This is a genomic window from Acinetobacter bereziniae, assembly GCF_016576965.1.
GTDB classification, from domain to species: Bacteria; Pseudomonadota; Gammaproteobacteria; order Pseudomonadales; family Moraxellaceae; genus Acinetobacter; species Acinetobacter bereziniae.
This window is the reverse complement of the sequence record NZ_CP066119.1, coordinates 2,456,959-2,474,898: the sequence shown is the minus strand read 5'-3', so window position 1 is coordinate 2,474,898 and position 17,940 is coordinate 2,456,959. Positions and strand designations below refer to the sequence as shown.

18 protein-coding genes are annotated in these 17,940 nt (G+C 36.9%); 11 read left to right on the top strand and 7 right to left on the bottom strand.

Translation table 11 applies throughout. The annotated features are described in order from the left end of the window. The first annotated feature begins 54 nt into the window (after positions 1-54). Positions 55-558, top strand: coding sequence for an SMI1/KNR4 family protein (locus I9192_RS11730; protein ID WP_174762785.1), 504 nt, complete (start codon positions 55-57; stop codon positions 556-558). A 167-nt stretch (positions 559-725) separates the two neighbouring features. Here I9192_RS11730 and I9192_RS11725 read toward each other — a convergent pair whose 3' ends face one another. The 6 genes from I9192_RS11725 to I9192_RS11700 form a co-directional block, all read right to left on the bottom strand. Beyond that, complete coding sequence (locus I9192_RS11725; protein WP_004830605.1) at positions 726-1,670, bottom strand: phosphatidate cytidylyltransferase; 945 nt, start codon at positions 1,668-1,670, stop codon at positions 726-728. Continuing rightward, positions 1,667-2,353 carry a lysophospholipid acyltransferase family protein gene (locus tag I9192_RS11720; RefSeq protein WP_046760757.1) on the bottom strand — a complete coding sequence of 229 codons (687 nt, stop codon included), beginning with the start codon at positions 2,351-2,353 and terminating at the stop codon, positions 1,667-1,669. Before I9192_RS11720 ends, I9192_RS11725 begins: the two co-directional genes overlap by 4 nt. Positions 2,354-2,736: 383 nt before the next feature. Continuing rightward, positions 2,737-3,165, bottom strand: coding sequence for a hypothetical protein (locus I9192_RS11715; RefSeq protein WP_046760673.1), 429 nt, complete (start codon positions 3,163-3,165; stop codon positions 2,737-2,739). After that, positions 3,162-4,517, bottom strand: a complete 1,356-nt coding sequence (locus I9192_RS11710) for a phosphatase PAP2/dual specificity phosphatase family protein (protein ID WP_046760674.1) — start codon at positions 4,515-4,517, stop codon at positions 3,162-3,164. The genes I9192_RS11715 and I9192_RS11710 overlap by 4 nt, the downstream gene beginning before the upstream one ends. A gap of 75 nt (positions 4,518-4,592) precedes the next feature. Continuing rightward, complete coding sequence (locus I9192_RS11705) at positions 4,593-6,341, bottom strand: bifunctional alpha/beta hydrolase/class I SAM-dependent methyltransferase (protein ID WP_046760675.1); 1,749 nt, start codon at positions 6,339-6,341, stop codon at positions 4,593-4,595. A gap of 29 nt (positions 6,342-6,370) precedes the next feature. Next, entirely contained in the window at positions 6,371-7,006 is a 636-nt protein-coding gene (locus tag I9192_RS11700) for a CDP-alcohol phosphatidyltransferase family protein (protein WP_009584918.1), read from the bottom strand. Between the two features lie 159 nt (positions 7,007-7,165). Here I9192_RS11700 and ybaK point away from each other — a divergent pair, with 159 nt between their 5' ends. After that, positions 7,166-7,633 (top strand): Cys-tRNA(Pro) deacylase, encoded by a 468-nt coding sequence (ybaK, locus tag I9192_RS11695; protein ID WP_004830613.1) that lies wholly within the window; start codon positions 7,166-7,168, stop codon positions 7,631-7,633. 320 nt (positions 7,634-7,953) lie between these two features. Beyond that, entirely contained in the window at positions 7,954-8,100 is a 147-nt protein-coding gene (locus tag I9192_RS11690; RefSeq protein ID WP_228289321.1) for a hypothetical protein, read from the top strand. On the opposite strand, the gene I9192_RS11685 is transcribed toward I9192_RS11690, so the two are convergent. Next, complete coding sequence (locus I9192_RS11685; protein ID WP_001988464.1) at positions 8,091-9,116, bottom strand: IS30-like element ISAba125 family transposase; 1,026 nt, start codon at positions 9,114-9,116, stop codon at positions 8,091-8,093. The two genes, I9192_RS11690 and I9192_RS11685, sit on opposite strands and share 10 nt — an antisense overlap. Positions 9,117-9,136: 20 nt before the next feature. Between I9192_RS11685 and I9192_RS11680 the strand changes: the two genes are divergently transcribed. From I9192_RS11680 to I9192_RS11645, 8 genes are all read left to right on the top strand, one after another. After that, positions 9,137-9,565, top strand: a complete 429-nt coding sequence (locus I9192_RS11680) for a DUF4189 domain-containing protein (RefSeq protein ID WP_228289320.1) — start codon at positions 9,137-9,139, stop codon at positions 9,563-9,565. Positions 9,566-9,761: 196 nt separating this feature from the next. After that, positions 9,762-10,184: an energy transducer TonB family protein gene (locus tag I9192_RS11675; RefSeq protein WP_200149819.1), complete on the top strand. Its 423-nt coding sequence runs from the start codon at positions 9,762-9,764 to the stop codon at positions 10,182-10,184. Positions 10,185-10,518: 334 nt separating this feature from the next. After that, positions 10,519-12,306 carry an IucA/IucC family protein gene (locus tag I9192_RS11670; protein WP_200149818.1) on the top strand — a complete coding sequence of 596 codons (1,788 nt, stop codon included), beginning with the start codon at positions 10,519-10,521 and terminating at the stop codon, positions 12,304-12,306. Further along, positions 12,299-13,768: a lysine N(6)-hydroxylase/L-ornithine N(5)-oxygenase family protein gene (locus I9192_RS11665; protein WP_005031744.1), complete on the top strand. Its 1,470-nt coding sequence runs from the start codon at positions 12,299-12,301 to the stop codon at positions 13,766-13,768. Before I9192_RS11670 ends, I9192_RS11665 begins: the two co-directional genes overlap by 8 nt. Continuing rightward, entirely contained in the window at positions 13,765-15,606 is a 1,842-nt protein-coding gene (locus I9192_RS11660) for an IucA/IucC family protein (RefSeq protein ID WP_200149817.1), read from the top strand. Before I9192_RS11665 ends, I9192_RS11660 begins: the two co-directional genes overlap by 4 nt. Before the next feature lie 54 nt (positions 15,607-15,660). Next, on the top strand, positions 15,661-16,314 hold the full coding sequence (locus I9192_RS11655; protein WP_042088708.1) for a GNAT family N-acetyltransferase: 654 nt from the start codon (positions 15,661-15,663) through the stop codon (positions 16,312-16,314). Further along, positions 16,311-16,691, top strand: coding sequence for a hypothetical protein (locus I9192_RS11650; RefSeq protein ID WP_004830621.1), 381 nt, complete (start codon positions 16,311-16,313; stop codon positions 16,689-16,691). The genes I9192_RS11655 and I9192_RS11650 overlap by 4 nt, the downstream gene beginning before the upstream one ends. Next, positions 16,679-17,938 carry an MFS transporter gene (locus I9192_RS11645; RefSeq protein ID WP_005031733.1) on the top strand — a complete coding sequence of 420 codons (1,260 nt, stop codon included), beginning with the start codon at positions 16,679-16,681 and terminating at the stop codon, positions 17,936-17,938. Before I9192_RS11650 ends, I9192_RS11645 begins: the two co-directional genes overlap by 13 nt. The last annotated feature ends 2 nt before the right edge of the window (positions 17,939-17,940 follow it).

Sequence of the window (17,940 nt, the reverse complement as noted above, 5' to 3'; positions counted from 1 at the left end):
TAAAAGATACAAAGAGTAGTAGTTACAGTGTCTTAGATAAAAAAGGATTTAGTCTTGAGAATTAAATTAATAGAAGTATTGACTAAAAATAACTGGAATATTGAAGAGAGACCTTACAAAGGAGATGCCAATATAACAGGTTTTGATTATTTACCTATTGAGTTACAAGAAATTCTTATGAATTATAAAACAATAAGCAATCCAAGTGATGTTGCTTGGTTTTTTACAGTTGCCGAAATTACAGGTGAAACAGAATCTGAGTTCGATTGGGAAGAACTTAGACAACAAAGCTTAGATGCAGCAATGAATGATGTAGAAATTAACCGAATTAATAATTTTTGGGATCATCATTTTTGCTTTTTGATGTCAGTTAAAAATGGTTACTCATATTTGGCAATTTGTTTAGAAGGCAAAAATAAAAATAAGGTTGTGTATGGTTATGAACCTGAATATGAAGAAGTCGATGTCATCTTTGATTCATTTGATGATTTTTCCAATACACTTATAAAATATATATCAAACCAGAGCAGATTCAGAGTTTTTGATCAAATATTTTAAATGTAATAGACCTCTGGCATTGTTTGAGATTCGAGTAGGGATGGCTTTTGATTTAGAAGCTGTCGCATCAAGCACAAATGAGCAAAAACCTACTTTCGCAAAAGACCTAATATAAAATATTTGAACTTTTACTCTTCACTTATTACAGATTAGCCGATAATGGCAGATTAACTCCACCAATATCTTAAAATATGGAAAAAGATCGGTGCTGAGAAACAAATAGAATCAATACGATCTAGCATACCACCATGACCGTGAATCAATTGTCCCCAATCTTTAACGCCACGATCACGTTTGATTGCAGACATAACCAAACCGCCAAAGAAACCAAAAATACACACCACAAGACCAATAAATGCTGCCTGTAAATAACTAAATGGAGTTAACCATGCCATAGCAACACCTAAAGCTGTGGCTAGGACGATACCACCAAGTAAACCCTCGACAGTTTTAGACGGAGATAAAACAGGGGCAACCTTGTGTTTGCCAAAAAGCTTTCCGCACACATATTGCAAAACATCTGAAGCCTGCACAACCATAATTAACCAGATTGCCAGCCAAATCGGTTCACCCTTAAAACCGTGTAATTTTAAATTGAGTAGTGCAGGAACATGAGAAATACAGAAAACACAGACCATCAAACCCCATTGAATTTTTGAACTACGTTCAAGAAAATGTTTGGTGTCTTCTTGTTTTAAACTGGCAATCGGAATCAGTAAAAACACATACAATGGAATAAAAATAGAATATAAGCCATACCAGTCGATAGCGATTAAATAGTATTGATATGGAATTACAAAATAAAACGCAATCAACAGCGGAAAGTAATCACCACGCCGTGTCGGCAATAGACTGGTAAATTCACGCAATGCAAAAAGTGAAATAATGCCAAATAAGATAATAAATGCAGTTTGACCAAGCAGAATTGCTGCACCAATGACAATTAACATCACCCACCAAGCATTAATTCTCGCATTTAAATTATCAATGACTGGTGCAGGCTGATGTCCAGCTTTTTGTTTAAGAATAAATCCGACTGAGGATGCAAAAACCAAAATACCAGCAAAAATACCAAATAAAAGATAGGTTTTATGTAGATTATCAACAATCATTGATTTTCAACCTCTTTTAATTGCAATAGTTGTTTTTGGGCATAGTCGATAAAAGTCGTTTTATCCATCTCTAAATGTTGTTCTAAAGGGCAACCAAAACATACTGTAGATAACAAAGGTAAAGGAATAAATGAACCTTTAGGCATGACACGTCTTAAGTTTGAAATCCAAACTGGAACGATTTCGATTTCTGGAAATTGCTTATGCAGGTTATAAAGACCACTTTTAAATGGCAGTAACTCAACATCATCATCTAAATTACGTGTGCCTTCAGGAAAGAAGATAATTGAGTATCCTTGTGCAAGTGCATCTTTTACAGGCTGTAATGGATCAGAACCATCCTCACGGTTACGTTGGATAGTGACCCCATTAAAAGTATCTTTAATCAAAAATTGGCGAAAACCATCTTTCAGCCAATAATCTGATGCTGCAACGGGTTTGGTCTTGCGACGCATTAATTTTGGCAGTGAAGACCACAATAAAATAAAGTCGATATGACTGTTATGATTGGCGTAGTAGATTCTTTGTTTCATTTCAGGCTGACAACCAATCCACAAACTACGTGCGCCTGTGATCAGTCGTGCGCCACGTCGGGTCAGAAATGCAATAAAACGAGCAACTGAGCTTGAAGCAAAATTTCCGCGAGGTGTCTCTAAACTCTGCATTTTGTTGAGTGCAGGCATATTATTTTCTATTTTTTGATCTTGTTCAGGACGCTGTTCGGGTAACTGATTCATTGTTTAAGCCAATTGATATTTAATCTTTTTTGTACTGTTCATATGATATTGAAATGATGAAAACTTAAATTTCTGCTTTAAAAAGAGCAGAATAATATTCAATTCAACAGCCCCACATGATCGATTTTAAATTAACGCTTTTGAATAAATAGTAAAAATCATTTATATCACAATATTAATTTATCATTTTTACTTTTTAAATCATAGCCTAACTTGAAGCAATTTCATTATCTTAGTCCTTCAAATACAGCGATTTTCATGACTTTGCTTTGGTCGAAGTTAAAGAAAGAAAAACTAACTACCGTCTATATTCTGACTCAAATGTTCACTTAAATGATTCGATAAATTAAAATAATTAAAACCAGATACTGTATCAATACTAAGGCAATTTGCAACTTAATTAAGCGAAAACAGCCAGCAAAACGCAGTGTCCAATCTCGACCGACTTTATTTTGCGGAAGAAGTTTCATTTCAAGTAAGCTTTGATCGAATTGCTGAGTAAGATGTTCAATGCTATCAGCTCTAGATTGGATCGCCAGCATTTCAATCAATTCCGCATCAAAATTGACACGGAATGAAAGGTAATGATGAACAGCCATGAGCAATAATGTAATGACAATGAATATCCAAAGCTCTATGGTCTGCCAACCTTTAAATAGGATCGCAAAAATAGATAAAGCAAAAGCAACATAGCCAGAAAGTAGCAAACCACCAGTTGCAGATAAAAGCTTGGCAACAATGAAAAATTTCATTTTCATGGCGCCAAGCCTTTTAATTTGAGTTGATAAATTTCAAGCTCTTCAATTTGTGGTGCTTTTAATACCACCCACGGACGTGCCTTGCGGATGATTTCAACGACTTCTTCAACAGTGCTGTCTTGGTTTTGTTGCATTAACCAAGCACTGAGTAGTGCGCTGCTTCTTGAATATCCAAGGGCACAACAGATGAGAATGTTTTGCGATGGCGTGCCATCAATTTTGGTGAGTAAGAGATTGAATTGATTTACCGCATACTCAAGTTGATTGGCTTGCAAAGGAATCAAATCAAGACTTGGGTACTGTTGATATTCAGATCCACTGTTTAAGGGTAATTCTGCAACACAGTCAAATACTGCGGTATATTTTTCGCTGTCTTTTTGAGTGGGGATACGCCCAATAAAGATTTTTCTATGCTCTGAATCAATGACCAATGAATCTTCAGGATGTTTTTTAGTCCAAATTCGGCTATTGAGCCAAGCAAAAATAAGGTACGGTGCAAGTAAAATCTGTGCAGCGATGGTCATCTTTCCATTGGTTTGCTTTTGGAAAAAATGAGGACGTACAAAACTATAACTATGTGCAACGATAAATAAGCTGACCGCTGGATAGATTAGCCATAATCCCCAAGGGTTTAACTCATAGGCTAAGATCAAGAAAATTACAGCACCACACAGGTAGTAACTGCCTAGTTTTAAATGTTTTGCTGTTAACTGTTGTAAGCCATCTTTTCTAAATGGTGATTTAACGGTTATTGGGAATAACCACAAACACAAAGCACCGACTAAAATTCCTGTAGGAAGGTCAATAAAGTGATGTTGCCATGTCGTAAGGATGGACAGTCCGATCAACGCACTCCAAAAGTCCACCAAGTATTTCCATGAACCTTGTACATGTCTACGATAAAAATCCCAAAGAATCACTAAAAGAACAATATGCAAAGAAGGTGCTTGGTTAAAAGGCTTGTCAAAACCCATCAGCACATCAAACCATAGTCCAAAAAAACCATCTAAGGCAGGGCGTTCAAAACTAAATTTTAACGGGAACAATAAAAAGCAACTGATCGAAATCACTTGTGCTAAAAACAATCTGAGCGCCTGTTGTTTCAGTTCATATTTGTTCCAGCACAGTAACAGAGACAGACCATAAAACAGGTCAATTGACCAGTAAGGGACAATAGTCCAAGCCCAAAGTGGAATATGCTTTTCCCAGTCAAATACAATACTTGGAACATAGGCGAGTCCAGAAGCATACTGATTCGCAAAACCATAGGTCAGAAAAAAGAATGGTGCCAGGAAAACCAAGCAGAGTAAGCCCCATTTCCATGTTCCTGTTTCTTTGATGAGTGTTGGCATATAACATCCATTATTATTTTATTCGTGATGGCTGAATAAAATTAATATCCAGCCATGAATTTTAATGACAGTTTTTTATAGCTTTTGCGCCACTGAAACGGTAAATATTCCAAACTCATCAATGCACTGATCGACTTTTTTAAAGCCAGCAGCTTCAACAAGTGCATCCATTTCAGCTTGTGAACGTAAACGCATCACCCATGCATCACCTTGACGATGTGAAGTGAGCGCACGAGCAATAAACTCTTGTTGTGGGTGCCAGATTTGACCTGTATAAATCAAGTAACCATCTTTTAGAACAGCTTTGCTTAATCCATCGAGTGACTGGCGTAACAAATCATTATCACTAAATAACTCATATAAACCAGATACCACAGCGAGTGATGGTTTTGGTTTTACCGATGCCAGAGATTGAGTATCAAAAGCATCTGCTTGAACAAATTCTGCAATATCCGTTAAGCCACGTTCAGCAATCATTTTCTGTCCAGCAGCTACATTAATGTCACTATAGTCACGGAGCAGAATTGACTCAGGCTGTTTAGGCAATTGAGCAACTGCATCTAAAATATAGCGCCCATGACCTGATGCAATATCCATAATTCGAAGTGGTTTACGCTTTTTAATCAGAATATCAGCGTACTTTTGCAGTAAAGATTCGATATTTTGTTTGCGTACTCGGATACCACGCCAACCAATTGCATTGAGATATTGACGATCAATAATTTTACCAATCGGGTTGCTACTTTCGGTTTGATTACGATAAACAAAATCTAAAGTACTGCCTGAGTCATAACCCGTATCTTCACCAATTTTTAAACCTTGAGAGAAATGACTACCTATTTTTAGGTTCTTTTTGGTGACTTCCCAAAATGCATTTTTGATTGATTTAGCCGGTAATGGTGAGCTGAGATCTTCTGCAATTGCGCAGCTTGGACCAATTTTATCGGCATTTAAAACATCAGGTGCCTGATAAGCAGTCGCAAAACATTGTTGAATAAAGCGACGTATTTTCTCCGTTGCAATATGTCGGTCTTTTTCACCTAAAGTGTCGTGAAAGAAACCATCTAAAATGTGTAATTCTTTTTTCGGATGCGAAAGTTTTTGATAAAATTCACGTTGTGGTTTTTGGAAAACGACAAAATCTGAGCCTGAACATAATACTTGGGTCGGCACAAAAATATTTTGTGAGTCAGCAACAATGCGTTTTGAGGCATCATAAAGCCCGAGTAACATTCTTACCGAAATCGCTTTGGCAATCTTCGGATCAGTATCGTAGCTTTGCGCTCGATCTTCGTCATGAGTCAGCATTTTGGCTTTGACATAGCTTTGAATAAAGAAGTTGCCACGTAGCTTTGCCATGACCCTTAAACTTGGTTCAGCAAAGGGGACATACAGCTTAATGTCAAATGCTGGCGATGCTAAGCACAAAGCACGAATTTTAGGAGCATAGTCGTGCACCCATGTAGCTGCAAGTACCGCGCCCACACTTTGTGCAACAACTGCAATATTCTCTGGGTCAATGGCATAGTTTTGCTGAATGTGTTGGACAAAGTATTGAATATCTTTAACACAAGCAGAAAAGCTTGGGGCATCTCCACGTTCGCCTGGAGAGTCACCATGACCTCGGGCATCCCATGCAAAGAAATCAAAATCTGGAAGATTAAGTTCCTCAACTAAATGTGCCATACGTCCAGAATGTTCATGACCACGATGAAATAAGATAATGGCTTTTTTTGTTTCCGATGGTGATTGTGTTGCCCAATGTTGGTAGAACAATGCTGTGCCATCGTGACTGGTGAAGGTGTGGTGACTATTGTTATACATAGCAATTTACCCTGAAAGATGAAACTATTTTATGAAGCTGTTTTTAAACTATTTTTAATTCGGTTATAGATTGTTAAAGCGAGTAACACACCCATTAGGCTGAGTATGCCATTACAGATTAAACTGAGTAGTTGTAAATTTGTATTAAACAGTGGGAAAAATACAATCACCACAGTTATTAAGCTAAACCAAAATGCACGGTCACTTTTTCCCATAGGACCATCATAACGACGTTGTTGACCGATCAGAGGTGCCATGACACCTGTATACTCACTTAAAATAGCAAGGAAAGCCACTAATAACAGTAATTTTGCATGGATAAAAGCAAAAGCAATTAGACAGACATAGAGTGCTGTATCTGCAATGACATCACTTAATTCATTGTAAAAAGCACCTAAATTGGATTGTTGATTAAATTCTCGTGCCAACATGCCATCAATTGCATTAAAAGCCATTCGAATCAGCATCCACAACGGAAACAATAACAACCACCAATTCACAGGATGATTCAAATAATATAAGTATAAAAAAATGCTTAAAGCCAATGAAATAAACATCGCAAAAAGTGTCACTTGATTGGCAGTTACACCTCGCTTAAAAAGCCATTGTACTAAGGGGCGGAGTAAGTTTTGAAAGGCTGGTTTTAATTGATAGATAGATGGCATTGTTCTATTAAAATAAAGTCTTTGTGGTAATTTTAATCAGGTTGTTCAAGATTTTACAAGCGATAATTTTAAGCGACGAATGTTGAAAACGAATTTAAAAATTTTAACAATCGTCCTATAATTTCAATATCTTTTTAATTTCCATATCTTGTTGATCATATGACACCTGCTTGTAAAGTTTTAAAATCAAATAAAATTGAATTTTCTATCCATGAATATGAACATGATGTGAACGCCAAGAGTTTTGGCTTAGAAGCGGCGGAAAAACTAGGCTTAAACGTTGAAGAAGTGTTTAAAACACTAATGGTGACTGATGATAAAAATTATTTTGTCGCTGTTGTTCCAGTGAATCATCAACTGAATTTGAAGAAAGTGGCAAGTGCTTTTGGCTGTAAAAAATTGCATATGGCAGATCCTAAAGATGCTGAGCGCTTAACTGGCTATTTAGTCGGTGGCATTAGCCCTGTTGGTCAGAAAAAACGCTTAAAAACCGTCATAGATGCAAGTGCAGCGTCATTAGTAAAAATTTATGTCAGTGGTGGAAAACGAGGTCTGGATATTGGCGTGAAGCCACAAGATTTGGCACAGGTTTTGGGTGCAAATTTTGTAGATGTTTTGGATATCTAAGCTTTCTTTAGCGAAGAATTAAAAAAATGTTATTCATGATATTTTTAATTATTTTTTAAAATCTCCTTTTTGAACAAGCAGAATAGCCATCAGTTCAAACTTTCTCCTATCTAAAGGAAAAGCAAGTTTTTTAGGTCGATTTATATTCATCGTTAAAATAGAACTAACATGAATAAATATAAAAAATTACATGATTCTTGTAGCTTGATGTGCTGCTAATATTTTTTTGATTTATGATGAATCAATGACAAATTGATAAAATTAAAGATGAATAATTTTTTACTAGAGATTATTTTCATAAAGGAATAGATAAAGTGATCATGACTAGTCATCAGATTTTTAAATTTCCTATTTTTGCTGGTCTTATTATTTTTTTAGCAATTACCAATGTTTATGCAGAAGGCAATTGTCCATCAGGATATTATCCAATTGGTGGGCAAGGTGTTCAAGGGCGAATTCAAACATGAGGTGCGACAGTTTCAAAAGCCATATGATAATCAACAAGCTGAGCAAATTTCTCTAATGGTGTAAGCCAATCTAACGCCTTTCTAGGACGAGTATTCAGTGACATGGCAACTTGATTTAAATAATGCTGATCTGCCTGATTTAAATCAATCCCTTTAGGTAAATATTGCCTAATTAAACCATTCATATTTTCGCATGTGCCTTTTTGCCAGGGTGAATGTGGGTCACAGAAATATACATCTATGCCTAAATCTTCTTCGAGTATTTTATGTTCTGACATCTCACGTCCACGGTCATAGGTCAACGTTTTACGCAGTTCTGCAGGTAAATATTTCAGAGCTTCAGTTAAAGCCTTGCGCACTGATTCTGCCTTTGCATCAGGTAATGTTGCCAAGATACAGAGCCGTGTATTTCGTTCAATAAGTGTTGCTATCGAACTTTTATTGTCTTTACCTTTAATTAAATCAGCTTCCCAATGACCCGGTATTTTTCTTTCTTGAACTTCGGCTGGGCGCTCATGAATAGTTTTAATATCCTGTAATATAGAATCTTTTTTAGGTTCACCGTTAGCTTTTCGCTTTTTATTTTCATGACGTAGACAGGATAATAAGTCTTTTTTCAACTCACCCTTGGGTAATGCTCGTATCGTTGAATAAATCGTTGTATGGCTTACATTCATTGTTTGATCCAAATCAGGAAATGTCTTTAAACGCTTTGCTATTTGCTGAGGAGACCATAAACAACGGATCGCTTCAACAATAAATTTCCAGAGGATTGAATCGATTTTGAGTTTTCTGTGACCACGTCTACGTCTAGCAAAAGTGTTATCAGAAGCATATTGAGCTTGATAAACGTCATTGATGCTATTTCTTTTAAGCTCACGATAGATCGTACTAGGATGTCTTTTAATGAGTTCAGCAAATTTTCTGGCTGAAAAGCCTTCTTTTCTTGACTCAAGCATTAATGCAGTACGATCTTCAAAGTTAAGATGATGGTATGACAATTTTATATACTCCATAAACCCTTTAAATTAATTAGGTGGTTTATGTCGCACTTCAAGTTTTACTCTGCCAAGGTTGCGCGCCGATTCCTAACGGAGGTGGTGGAAATTATAATCAAAATCCAACATTGTATCCTATGGCTGAAAACTTATGGGGAGCGATTGCAGAAGAAAAAGGCAGAGAATTAAAGGGACGTTCAGTTGGTTTCTCAAAAAACCATACATCGAAAGATGCAGCACAAGCTGATGCATTAACAGCATGTCAGCAACATGCTGTACAGAAGTGTGAGGTATCCCATACTTATAAAAATGGTTGTGTTGCTGTGGCAGATCCAATCAATGGCGGTCAAAAATCTGAAATTAAATATAATGTTTCAGAGGATAAGGCGAAAGAAGCTGCACTAATGTTTTGTTCTTTAGCTAACCAACAATCCTGCCGTATTATTTATTCTGGATGTAGCTTGTAAATGATATCGCTAAGATTGAACAAAATGATAGATGAAGTTATAGGATTTTGTGAAATCAGGTTTTCTTTAAATTTTAATCAATCATATCTTTTTCAAAATGGTCCATATTTTTATATCATCATTTCCGTGAAAGATAGTTCAGATAATATTAATCATTAACTGTATGATTTCCAAATAAAAATACAAGGTCAATCTTATGGAAAATAAAATAACAGTTTTGGTTTTTTTTACGGTAATTTTGTCCTTACAGTCTGCTTATGCATATAACTTCATTAATCGACTCATTATGGGGAAAAATGGTATGGTCGTAGATAAAGATGAATTCTTTACTCCGAGAATTCAGCCCGAATGGATTGTACCTGTCAGCCCTCAATTTAGTCATGAGAATGCTGAATATGTTCACCAAACAGCGAAACAAACAAATTATTTTGTGGAGCTTGAATTTTGGGTCAATGAGAAAGGTGATGTTATTGATGCTCAAATCTTGAATGCCAATCTAGCTGATTTTAAAACTGAAGAAATATTGAGTGCCGCAAAAAAAGCCAAGATGACTTATAATTTTAAACCAAATACACATTTTCCATTTCGCTTCATTTCTTCTTTCTACTTTTTAAATTAATTTGTGATGTTGAACAAGAAACTATACAAATAATGCAATTTGATGAAAATTTTCATGAAATCTCTCAATCCTAAATGAGAATATTATCATTTATTACAATTGAAAATTTTAAGATATCAATGATCGAAAAAAATACGATGTATGATAAAAATTCATAAAATCATCAAATTAACTATCCTAATACATGAAAAATACAAAATTGCATTCTTAAATGAGAATTATTAACATTAAGATCGATTTGTGCTGAGCATGACAGCATGATCCAAGAAAAAACATAAATTAAATTTAGAACTTTTTAGTGCAGTAAAAAGTCTTGTACAGAGGATATGGTCAGATGAAAGAGCTTGCCAGCCGATTGGCGATGCAGCACCTAATCAATGCATACTCACAAGAAACAGGTAGTGGAATTTTACTTGAAAAATATCAACAAAATTCTACTCAACTCACGTTTAGCCAAGGCTTGACGTTGTTAATAATTCCTTTGGAATCAATTCAGTCTCAATTATTTGTTCCATTGTCATATAATAGTTTTGTTGGCAGACACAGAATTGCCAGACTTCCACAAGTCTTTACTAAAGGACAAATACAACAGTTTAGTGCAATTGCGATGGTCAGCTTGCTGTTAGAAGAGTTGGTACAAAATGCTTCACAAACACTGGATTGCGCATCACTGGTCGAAAAATGGATTCAAAGTCGTGATGCATTGCTTCAGTTTTTAACACATCGACAGCCTGATTTTGATCGTTTAATTCAGGCAAAACAGGATTTCATTCAATCAGAACAAGCATTAATTCTTGGACATAGTATGCATCCTGCGCCAAAAAGTAGATTGGGATTTATCCATGAAGACTGGTTGAAATTTTCTCCTGAACATCAAGGTAAAACTCAGTTGTATTACTGGTTGGTTGCACCAGAATATGTCGCTGAGAGTAATGCTTCGTGTGCAGAGGATATCACTTCACAACTTAGGCAAGAGATACATTGGTATTTAAATGAAGCTGAAATCACTTTGCTAAATACCTATTCAAATTATAAGTTATTGCCTTTGCACCCTTGGCAAGCACGATATTTACAAAGTAAAGACTGGTATAAAGAATTAAAAGCTAAACATAAGATAATCAATTTTGGCGAAAAAGCTTGGCAATTTTCAGCAACCACTTCAGTAAGAACCTTAGCAAGTTATGCTGCGCCGTGGATGGTTAAGCCTTCATTATCGGTGATGATCACCAACTCAATTCGAATTAATTTAGCCAAAGAATGTCATCGTGGTGAAATGACGCATCGTTTATGGCATGGGCAGATGGGACAATCAATTGTTAAACATTGTCCTACACTCAAAGCAGTGAACGATCCCGCTTGGACTGCTCTAAGGCTTGATGGCAACATTGTCAATGAAACCATCTGTATTTTCAGAGATCAACCTTTTGACAAAACGCAGCAAGTCACCTGTATTGCATCCTTGTGCCAGGATCATCCTGAAAAAGATTTAAATCGTTTTGATCATTTATTTGAAGACATTGCCCAAGCTGAACCACAGCACAATATTGAACAGATCGCATTGAATTGGTTTAAGCAATTCTTGGAAATCAGTTTAGTGCCGATGATGTATCTCTATCATCGTTACGGCATGGCATTTGAATCCCATCAACAGAATGTCTTGGTTGAGTTTGAAAATGCCTATCCTAAAAATTTATGGTTAAGGGATAATCAAGGTTTTTACTATATCGAAGAATATGCTACTGAAATATTAAAAGAGTTTCCTGAACTTGATGAAAAAGCACATGCTGTTGGCCCTAAGTCTTTTGTAGATGAAAGATTTAGCTACTATTTCTTTGGCAATACTATTTTCGGCATTATTAATGCAATTGGCGCGACTGGCAGTATTTCAGAGCAAAGACTCATACATGTCTTACAGGATAAGTTATCTGATTTGCTGCAACAGTATCCTGAAAGCACTTTATTACATGCTTTGTTATATCAGCCTACGTTGCCGTATAAAGGTAACTTGCTGACGCGTTTATATGAATTAGATGAGTTGATTGCACCTGTTGAACAGCAATCAGTTTATGTTCAATTGCCGAATCCTTTGTGTCTTAAACAGAAGGATGCGATCTATGCTTGATTTTATTGCTGTTGGTTTAGGTCCATTTAATTTAAGTTTAGCCAGTCTGTTACACAAAAAATCTGATTTGCAATATCTCTTTTTTGAAAAAAAGGAACAGTTTGATTGGCATGCAGGTATGCAGTTGCCCAATACCTTATTACAAGTTCCATTTATGGCAGATTTGGTCTCTATGGTAGATCCAACCAGTCCATTTAGCTTCCTTAATTATTTAAAAGATCAGCAAAGGTTATATAAGTTTTATTTTCTTGAGCAGCCACATATTCCGCGTAAGGAATATAACCATTATTGTCAATGGGTTGCTGATCAGCTTGAATGTATTCAGTATCTGTCTACAGTGACGGATATCATCCCGAAAAGCTATGGTTTTGAAGTGTCTGTGCACCAAGATGGTATTCAGCAACGCTACAATTGTCGAAATCTTGTATTGGGTGCTGGGAATGTTCCTTATGTACCACAATGTGTGCGTAAGTTTATGCAAGCGTATCCTGAACGTTGCAAGCATTCAGCAGACTATCTGAAACATTCAACGCAAGATTTGCAAGGCAATGTGGTGGTTTTAGGCTCGGGTCAGTCAGCAGCTGAAATCTTTTTAGATTTATTTGATCGACAGTATCAATTTGATCAAGTGTCTAAACCACAGTTTAACTTAAACTGGTTGACACGTGCCAATGGCTTTTTCCCGATGGAATATACGCCTTTAGGATTGGAACACTTTAGTCCAGATTATATTCAGCATTTTTATAAATTTGATGATTTAAATAAGGATGTGCAGTTAGCGAAGCAAGCCTATCTTTATAAAGGTATTAGTGCTCAGACCATTCGAGAAATTTATAAAAAGTTTTACCATAGAAATATTGCCAATCAACAACTTGCGACACATTTGCATAGCCAATCGAATTTAATTGATGCTGCGCTGACAGATAAAGGGAAAATCAAACTGATTTTTCAGGATCGTGTCAGCTTAAATCAGTTCAGTATTGACAGTGATTATGTTGTCTGCGCGACAGGCTATACAAGTCCAGAGTTTGAATTTCTCAAGCATGTTAAACCACATATTCAAACCAATGCACAGGGACATTGGGATATTACAGTTGATTATCGTACTGCATATACAGGTATTGGCGAAATCTATGTACAAAATATGGAAATGCATAGTCATGGTGTAGGTACACCAGACTTGGGTTTGGGTGCATATCGTGCGGCAACGATTGCTAATCAGTTATTGGGTTATGCCTTATATGACCTACCTGAACAGTCGCAATGTTTCCAGCATTTTGATCCTTTGCAAAATCCACAAGTACAAGCGATTCAGAAAAATCCAGCAGTACATTCATATAGACCATCTAATGAAATTGAGCATTCGGCAAAAAATCTGAAAATGACATCAGCAACTTTGTCGCAAAGTTCTCAGCATAAACAAAACCCACAAAGATATTCAAATATTGAGAAAAGCATATGAGTTTTGCACAGTTACAAATTAATCAAAAGCAGTGGCGGAGTGCAGGACAACGCCTGATCGAAATGGCAATTGCTGAATTTTTATATGAGGAAATTATTCAGGCTGAAAACTTAGGCGGTGATTTATTTCAGTTGACGCTGGATGACCGCCGTTATCAGTTTAATGCCAAACAATATTTGTTAGGGCATTGGTTGATTGAAGAAGGCTCAGTACGTGATTTGAATGCAGATTCCACCCAAGCGGCTTGGAATCTGCATCAATTTATTGCAGCATTTTCTAATCAAGCCGAAGTAAAGCCCTTTACCAAAGCTTATTTGATCAAAGAAATGAATAATACGTGGTTGGCAGAAGCGCATGTCTTTGATGAAAATCGCTTAAATAGTACAGCGGTACTCACAGAATCACACCATAAGATTGAAGGGATGTTACGTGGACATCCATGGCTTATTATGAGCAAAGGGCGTATGGGATTTGGTTATGACGACTACCTCAGTGCTGCACCCGAAGTCTCACCTAAAGTCAAATTACTCTGGCTAGCTGTACATCGCGATTTGGCTGAATTTCGTTCAACACCTGAATGGCAAGCAGGTGACCTTTATCTGTATGAGTTTGATGCTGAAGAACTGAATAAATTTCGTGAAACAATGCAAAGCCATGCTTTGAATGCAGAGGATTATTATTTAATCCCTGTACATGCTTGGCAATGGCACCAATGGATTGTACCGACTTATAGCAACGAAATTGTCCATCAGCGAATTGTAGAGCTTGATATTGGTCAAGATGATTATGTACCAATGCAATCTATTCGTACATTATGCAATACATCAAACACACAACGTCATTACATTAAACTACCAGTAAGTATTTTTAATACAGCAGTTTATCGAGGATTACCATCAAAACGAAATTTAGCTGCCCCAGCTGTGACGGCTTGGCTAAAAAATTTACTCAAACAAGATGCAGATTTACAAAAATCTGGCGTGGTTTTTCTAGGTGAAGTTGCGACGCTAACCATTCAGCAGCCTTGTTATGACCAAATCGAAGGTGCGCCTTATCAATTCAAGGAGTTATTTGGCTGTTTGTGGCGTGAAAGTATCGATCCTTATGTCGCAGATCATCAGCAAGTACTCTCCCAAGCTGCGTTATTACATCGTGATATTCAAGGCAGATCTGTTCTAGACGTGCTTGTTCAAGCATCAGGTCTAACACCTTTGGCATGGTTAAAACAATTCGCAACAGTCAGTTTAAAACCCTTACTGATCTGCTTGTATAAATATGGTCTTGCATTTTCTCCACATGGTGAAAATACCATGCTAATTCACGAAAATGGTGTACCCAAAGCCATGGTACTGAAAGACTTTATTGATGATATTAATCTGGTAGATGAAGACTTCCCTGAGCTTTCAGAACTTCCAGAAGAAGGAAAAATTTTACTTCGCCATTCGGCTTTGGAGCTCAGTCACTTTATTTTTACAGGTTTATTCATGGTGCATTACCGTTATATCAGTAATGTATTCCTTCAAGACTTTCCAGAACATAACGAAGTGGAATTTTGGCAAACAATTTCGGATGTGATTGCTGAATTTCATCAACAGCACCCTGAGCTTTCAGCACGTATTGAAAAATTTGCAATGTTTAGAAGCCAATATGACAAGATCTGCTTAAATCGGGTGCGTTTATTTACCACCAGTTATAACGATGAAGCTGAGCGTCCTGTTCCTGTCTTTTTAGATTTAATTGCCAATCCTGTCAGTCCAACCACATTACAACAGTGGGCAGAGCAACAATCGCAACGACAGCATTTAACACAAAAGCATTCAGCAAGTCTGTCTGTATAGCATTGAAAATGAATCTTAAATATTGAATTAATGAATTTTATCAAGGTGACATTAATGAAAACACTATCAAGCCAATTACCTGATTTTTATGAATACTATGAGAATGGTACACAATTTTATCTGCGCCAAGTGAAATATCCTGATGATATGGCACTGTTACATAAGTGGATGCATGAACCGCATGTAATTCCGCAGTGGCAATTGAATAAGTCTGAAGTTGAACTCAAAGTATATTTTGAAAAACAATTGGCTGACGACCACCATCGTTTGTTAATTGTTGGCGTAGACGGGCAAGATGTAGGTTATACCGAAATTTATGAAGGAAAACGTGATAGATTGGGGCGTTATTATTCGGGACATGAATTAGATTTAGGTTGGCATCTACTTTTTGGTGAAAAATCAGCATTTGGTAAAGGTTATTTAAGAGCAGTCATGCGTTTATTAAGCTTTTATATTTTTGAAAATGCAGCATCTCTGAAAATCGTGGGTGAACCTGACTCTAAAGTCAAACCTTATGCAGCAGTGGTAGAAGACATGTGCTATGAAGCTCAGGGTATAATTCCAATGCCTGAAAAAGATGCCATGCTGTATTATTGTTTTAGAGAGACCTTTTATCAAAAATTTGGTGATTTTCTTACGCAGTCCCAGCAATATCTTGCGCAAAAGAAATTTCCCAACCAAACAGAGCGAGTTGAACCCTCCATATGAGTTACCAGTCTACACATATTCAAATTATGGATATGACGTTTTCAAAAGATGTATCAATTGCTGAATTTGAGCAATGGCTCGCAGAAGTTGAAAACTTTTTGCATCATCAACAAAATTTTGCACTGGTGATGCAAAGTCTAGATGGTACGACTTTCCCAGAGGAATATCGCCAAGTTCAAGCCGCTTGGTATAAAAAAAATAAAGTCAAATTTTTTAAATATTGTGTGGGATTGGTGCGGATTGCGCTTGATGATGCAGATCAACAACGCCTGAATTCACCAGCTTTACATGTGGCTTGGCGTGTTCCTTATTACGTCACGTTGGATCGTTGCGATGCACTGCAGTGGGCGGTGCAGAGGTGGATATGCAGAACATAGATAATTCAAAAAATACATCAATGACACAGCAGATTTCAATATTAAGCTTGAGTGTTGTGATTGTTCTGTATTTAGCACATGCTTTGCCTTTGTATTTTTACAATGTGGCACTGCCTGCAATTTTAAGGCATCAAGGGGTTGATTTACGCTGGATTGGAATGTTGTCACTGTTATATATTCCATGGGCGTTTAAGTTTTTTTGGGCGCCGTTGATTGATCGAATATATGTTAAAAAATTAGGAAAACGAAAAACCTGGTTGCTGTTTACGCAAATTGCTTTGGTACTGGGTGTATTGGCACTGGCATTTACCCAGTTTTCATATGGTTTGGCTGTGTTTGTCGTGATTGGACTATGGATTTCAACATTTGCAGCAACGCAAGATATTGCCATAGACGGCTATACTGTTGAAGCTTTTTCTGAACAAGATTATCGCTTTGGCAGTATGGCGCAGAGTATTGGTGTTGCCATCGGGAGTATGATTGGTGGTGCGGCGACATTATGGCTCTATCAATATCATGGTTGGCAAACAGCATTAACCTGTTTAGCGGTGATGACAGCTTTAACCATGCTGGCTGTGTTTCAAATCAAAGAAAAACCCAAAGAACATATTGCACAAAACCCTCCAAGCTTGATTCGTGCATTTAAACGACCAGAAATTCGTTGGGCTTTATTGTTAATTGTCTGCTATCGCTTTGTCGAAGCACCTGCAATGGCAATGCTTAACCCAATGCTCATTGATCAACACTGGTCACTGTCACAGATTGGGGTATTGATGTCTGTAGTGGGTGCAGGTGTGGGGTTGCTGGCTGCGGTTTCAGCAGCACTCTTATTGAAAAAAATAAAGGCAACACAGTTGCTGGTTTGGGCGGGCTGGCTACGAACCTTAATCTACGGATTATTGGGACTTGCTATTTTGCTCGGTTGGTTAAACCAGTGGCATTTATTATTGGGAATTTTTGTCATTGCATTTTTGGCAATTCGTTATATTGCAATGACTTCGCTCTATGCATACTTTATGCAAAATAGCTCAAAAGAACAAGCAGGAACTGATTTTACAATTCTGGTGTGTTTTGAATTGTTGGTCTATTTCATTGGTGGGGCAGGCTCAGGTTTTCTGGCCAAATCATTAGGTTATGGCAATTTTTATATTGTACTGGCCGTAGCATCTGTAGTGAGTGTAATTTTATCACATCTCATTATTTCAAAATCGCAAATAAATCCAAAATCAAAGATTATGGAAGGATAACT

Bases quoted from the DNA above. Each gene is read 5' to 3' on its own strand.
- I9192_RS11705 (WP_046760675.1), bottom strand. From the start codon at position 6,341: ATGTATAACAATAGTCACCACACCTTCACCAGTCACGATGGCACAGCA.
- I9192_RS11715 (WP_046760673.1), bottom strand. From the start codon at position 3,165: ATGAAAATGAAATTTTTCATTGTTGCCAAGCTTTTATCTGCAACTGGT.
- I9192_RS11690 (WP_228289321.1), top strand. From the start codon at position 7,954: ATGACTAGTCATCAGATTTTTAAATTTCCTATTTTTGCTGGTCTTATT.
- I9192_RS11645 (WP_005031733.1), top strand. From the start codon at position 16,679: ATGCAGAACATAGATAATTCAAAAAATACATCAATGACACAGCAGATT.
- I9192_RS11660 (WP_200149817.1), top strand. From the start codon at position 13,765: ATGAGTTTTGCACAGTTACAAATTAATCAAAAGCAGTGGCGGAGTGCA.
- I9192_RS11650 (WP_004830621.1), top strand. From the start codon at position 16,311: ATGAGTTACCAGTCTACACATATTCAAATTATGGATATGACGTTTTCA.
- I9192_RS11675 (WP_200149819.1), top strand. From the start codon at position 9,762: ATGGAAAATAAAATAACAGTTTTGGTTTTTTTTACGGTAATTTTGTCC.
- ybaK (WP_004830613.1), top strand. From the start codon at position 7,166: ATGACACCTGCTTGTAAAGTTTTAAAATCAAATAAAATTGAATTTTCT.
- I9192_RS11725 (WP_004830605.1), bottom strand. From the start codon at position 1,670: ATGATTGTTGATAATCTACATAAAACCTATCTTTTATTTGGTATTTTT.
- I9192_RS11685 (WP_001988464.1), bottom strand. From the start codon at position 9,116: ATGGAGTATATAAAATTGTCATACCATCATCTTAACTTTGAAGATCGT.
- I9192_RS11670 (WP_200149818.1), top strand. From the start codon at position 10,519: ATGAAAGAGCTTGCCAGCCGATTGGCGATGCAGCACCTAATCAATGCA.
- I9192_RS11655 (WP_042088708.1), top strand. From the start codon at position 15,661: ATGAAAACACTATCAAGCCAATTACCTGATTTTTATGAATACTATGAG.
- I9192_RS11665 (WP_005031744.1), top strand. From the start codon at position 12,299: ATGCTTGATTTTATTGCTGTTGGTTTAGGTCCATTTAATTTAAGTTTA.
- I9192_RS11710 (WP_046760674.1), bottom strand. From the start codon at position 4,517: ATGCCAACACTCATCAAAGAAACAGGAACATGGAAATGGGGCTTACTC.
- I9192_RS11720 (WP_046760757.1), bottom strand. From the start codon at position 2,353: ATGCCTGCACTCAACAAAATGCAGAGTTTAGAGACACCTCGCGGAAAT.
- I9192_RS11700 (WP_009584918.1), bottom strand. From the start codon at position 7,006: ATGCCATCTATCTATCAATTAAAACCAGCCTTTCAAAACTTACTCCGC.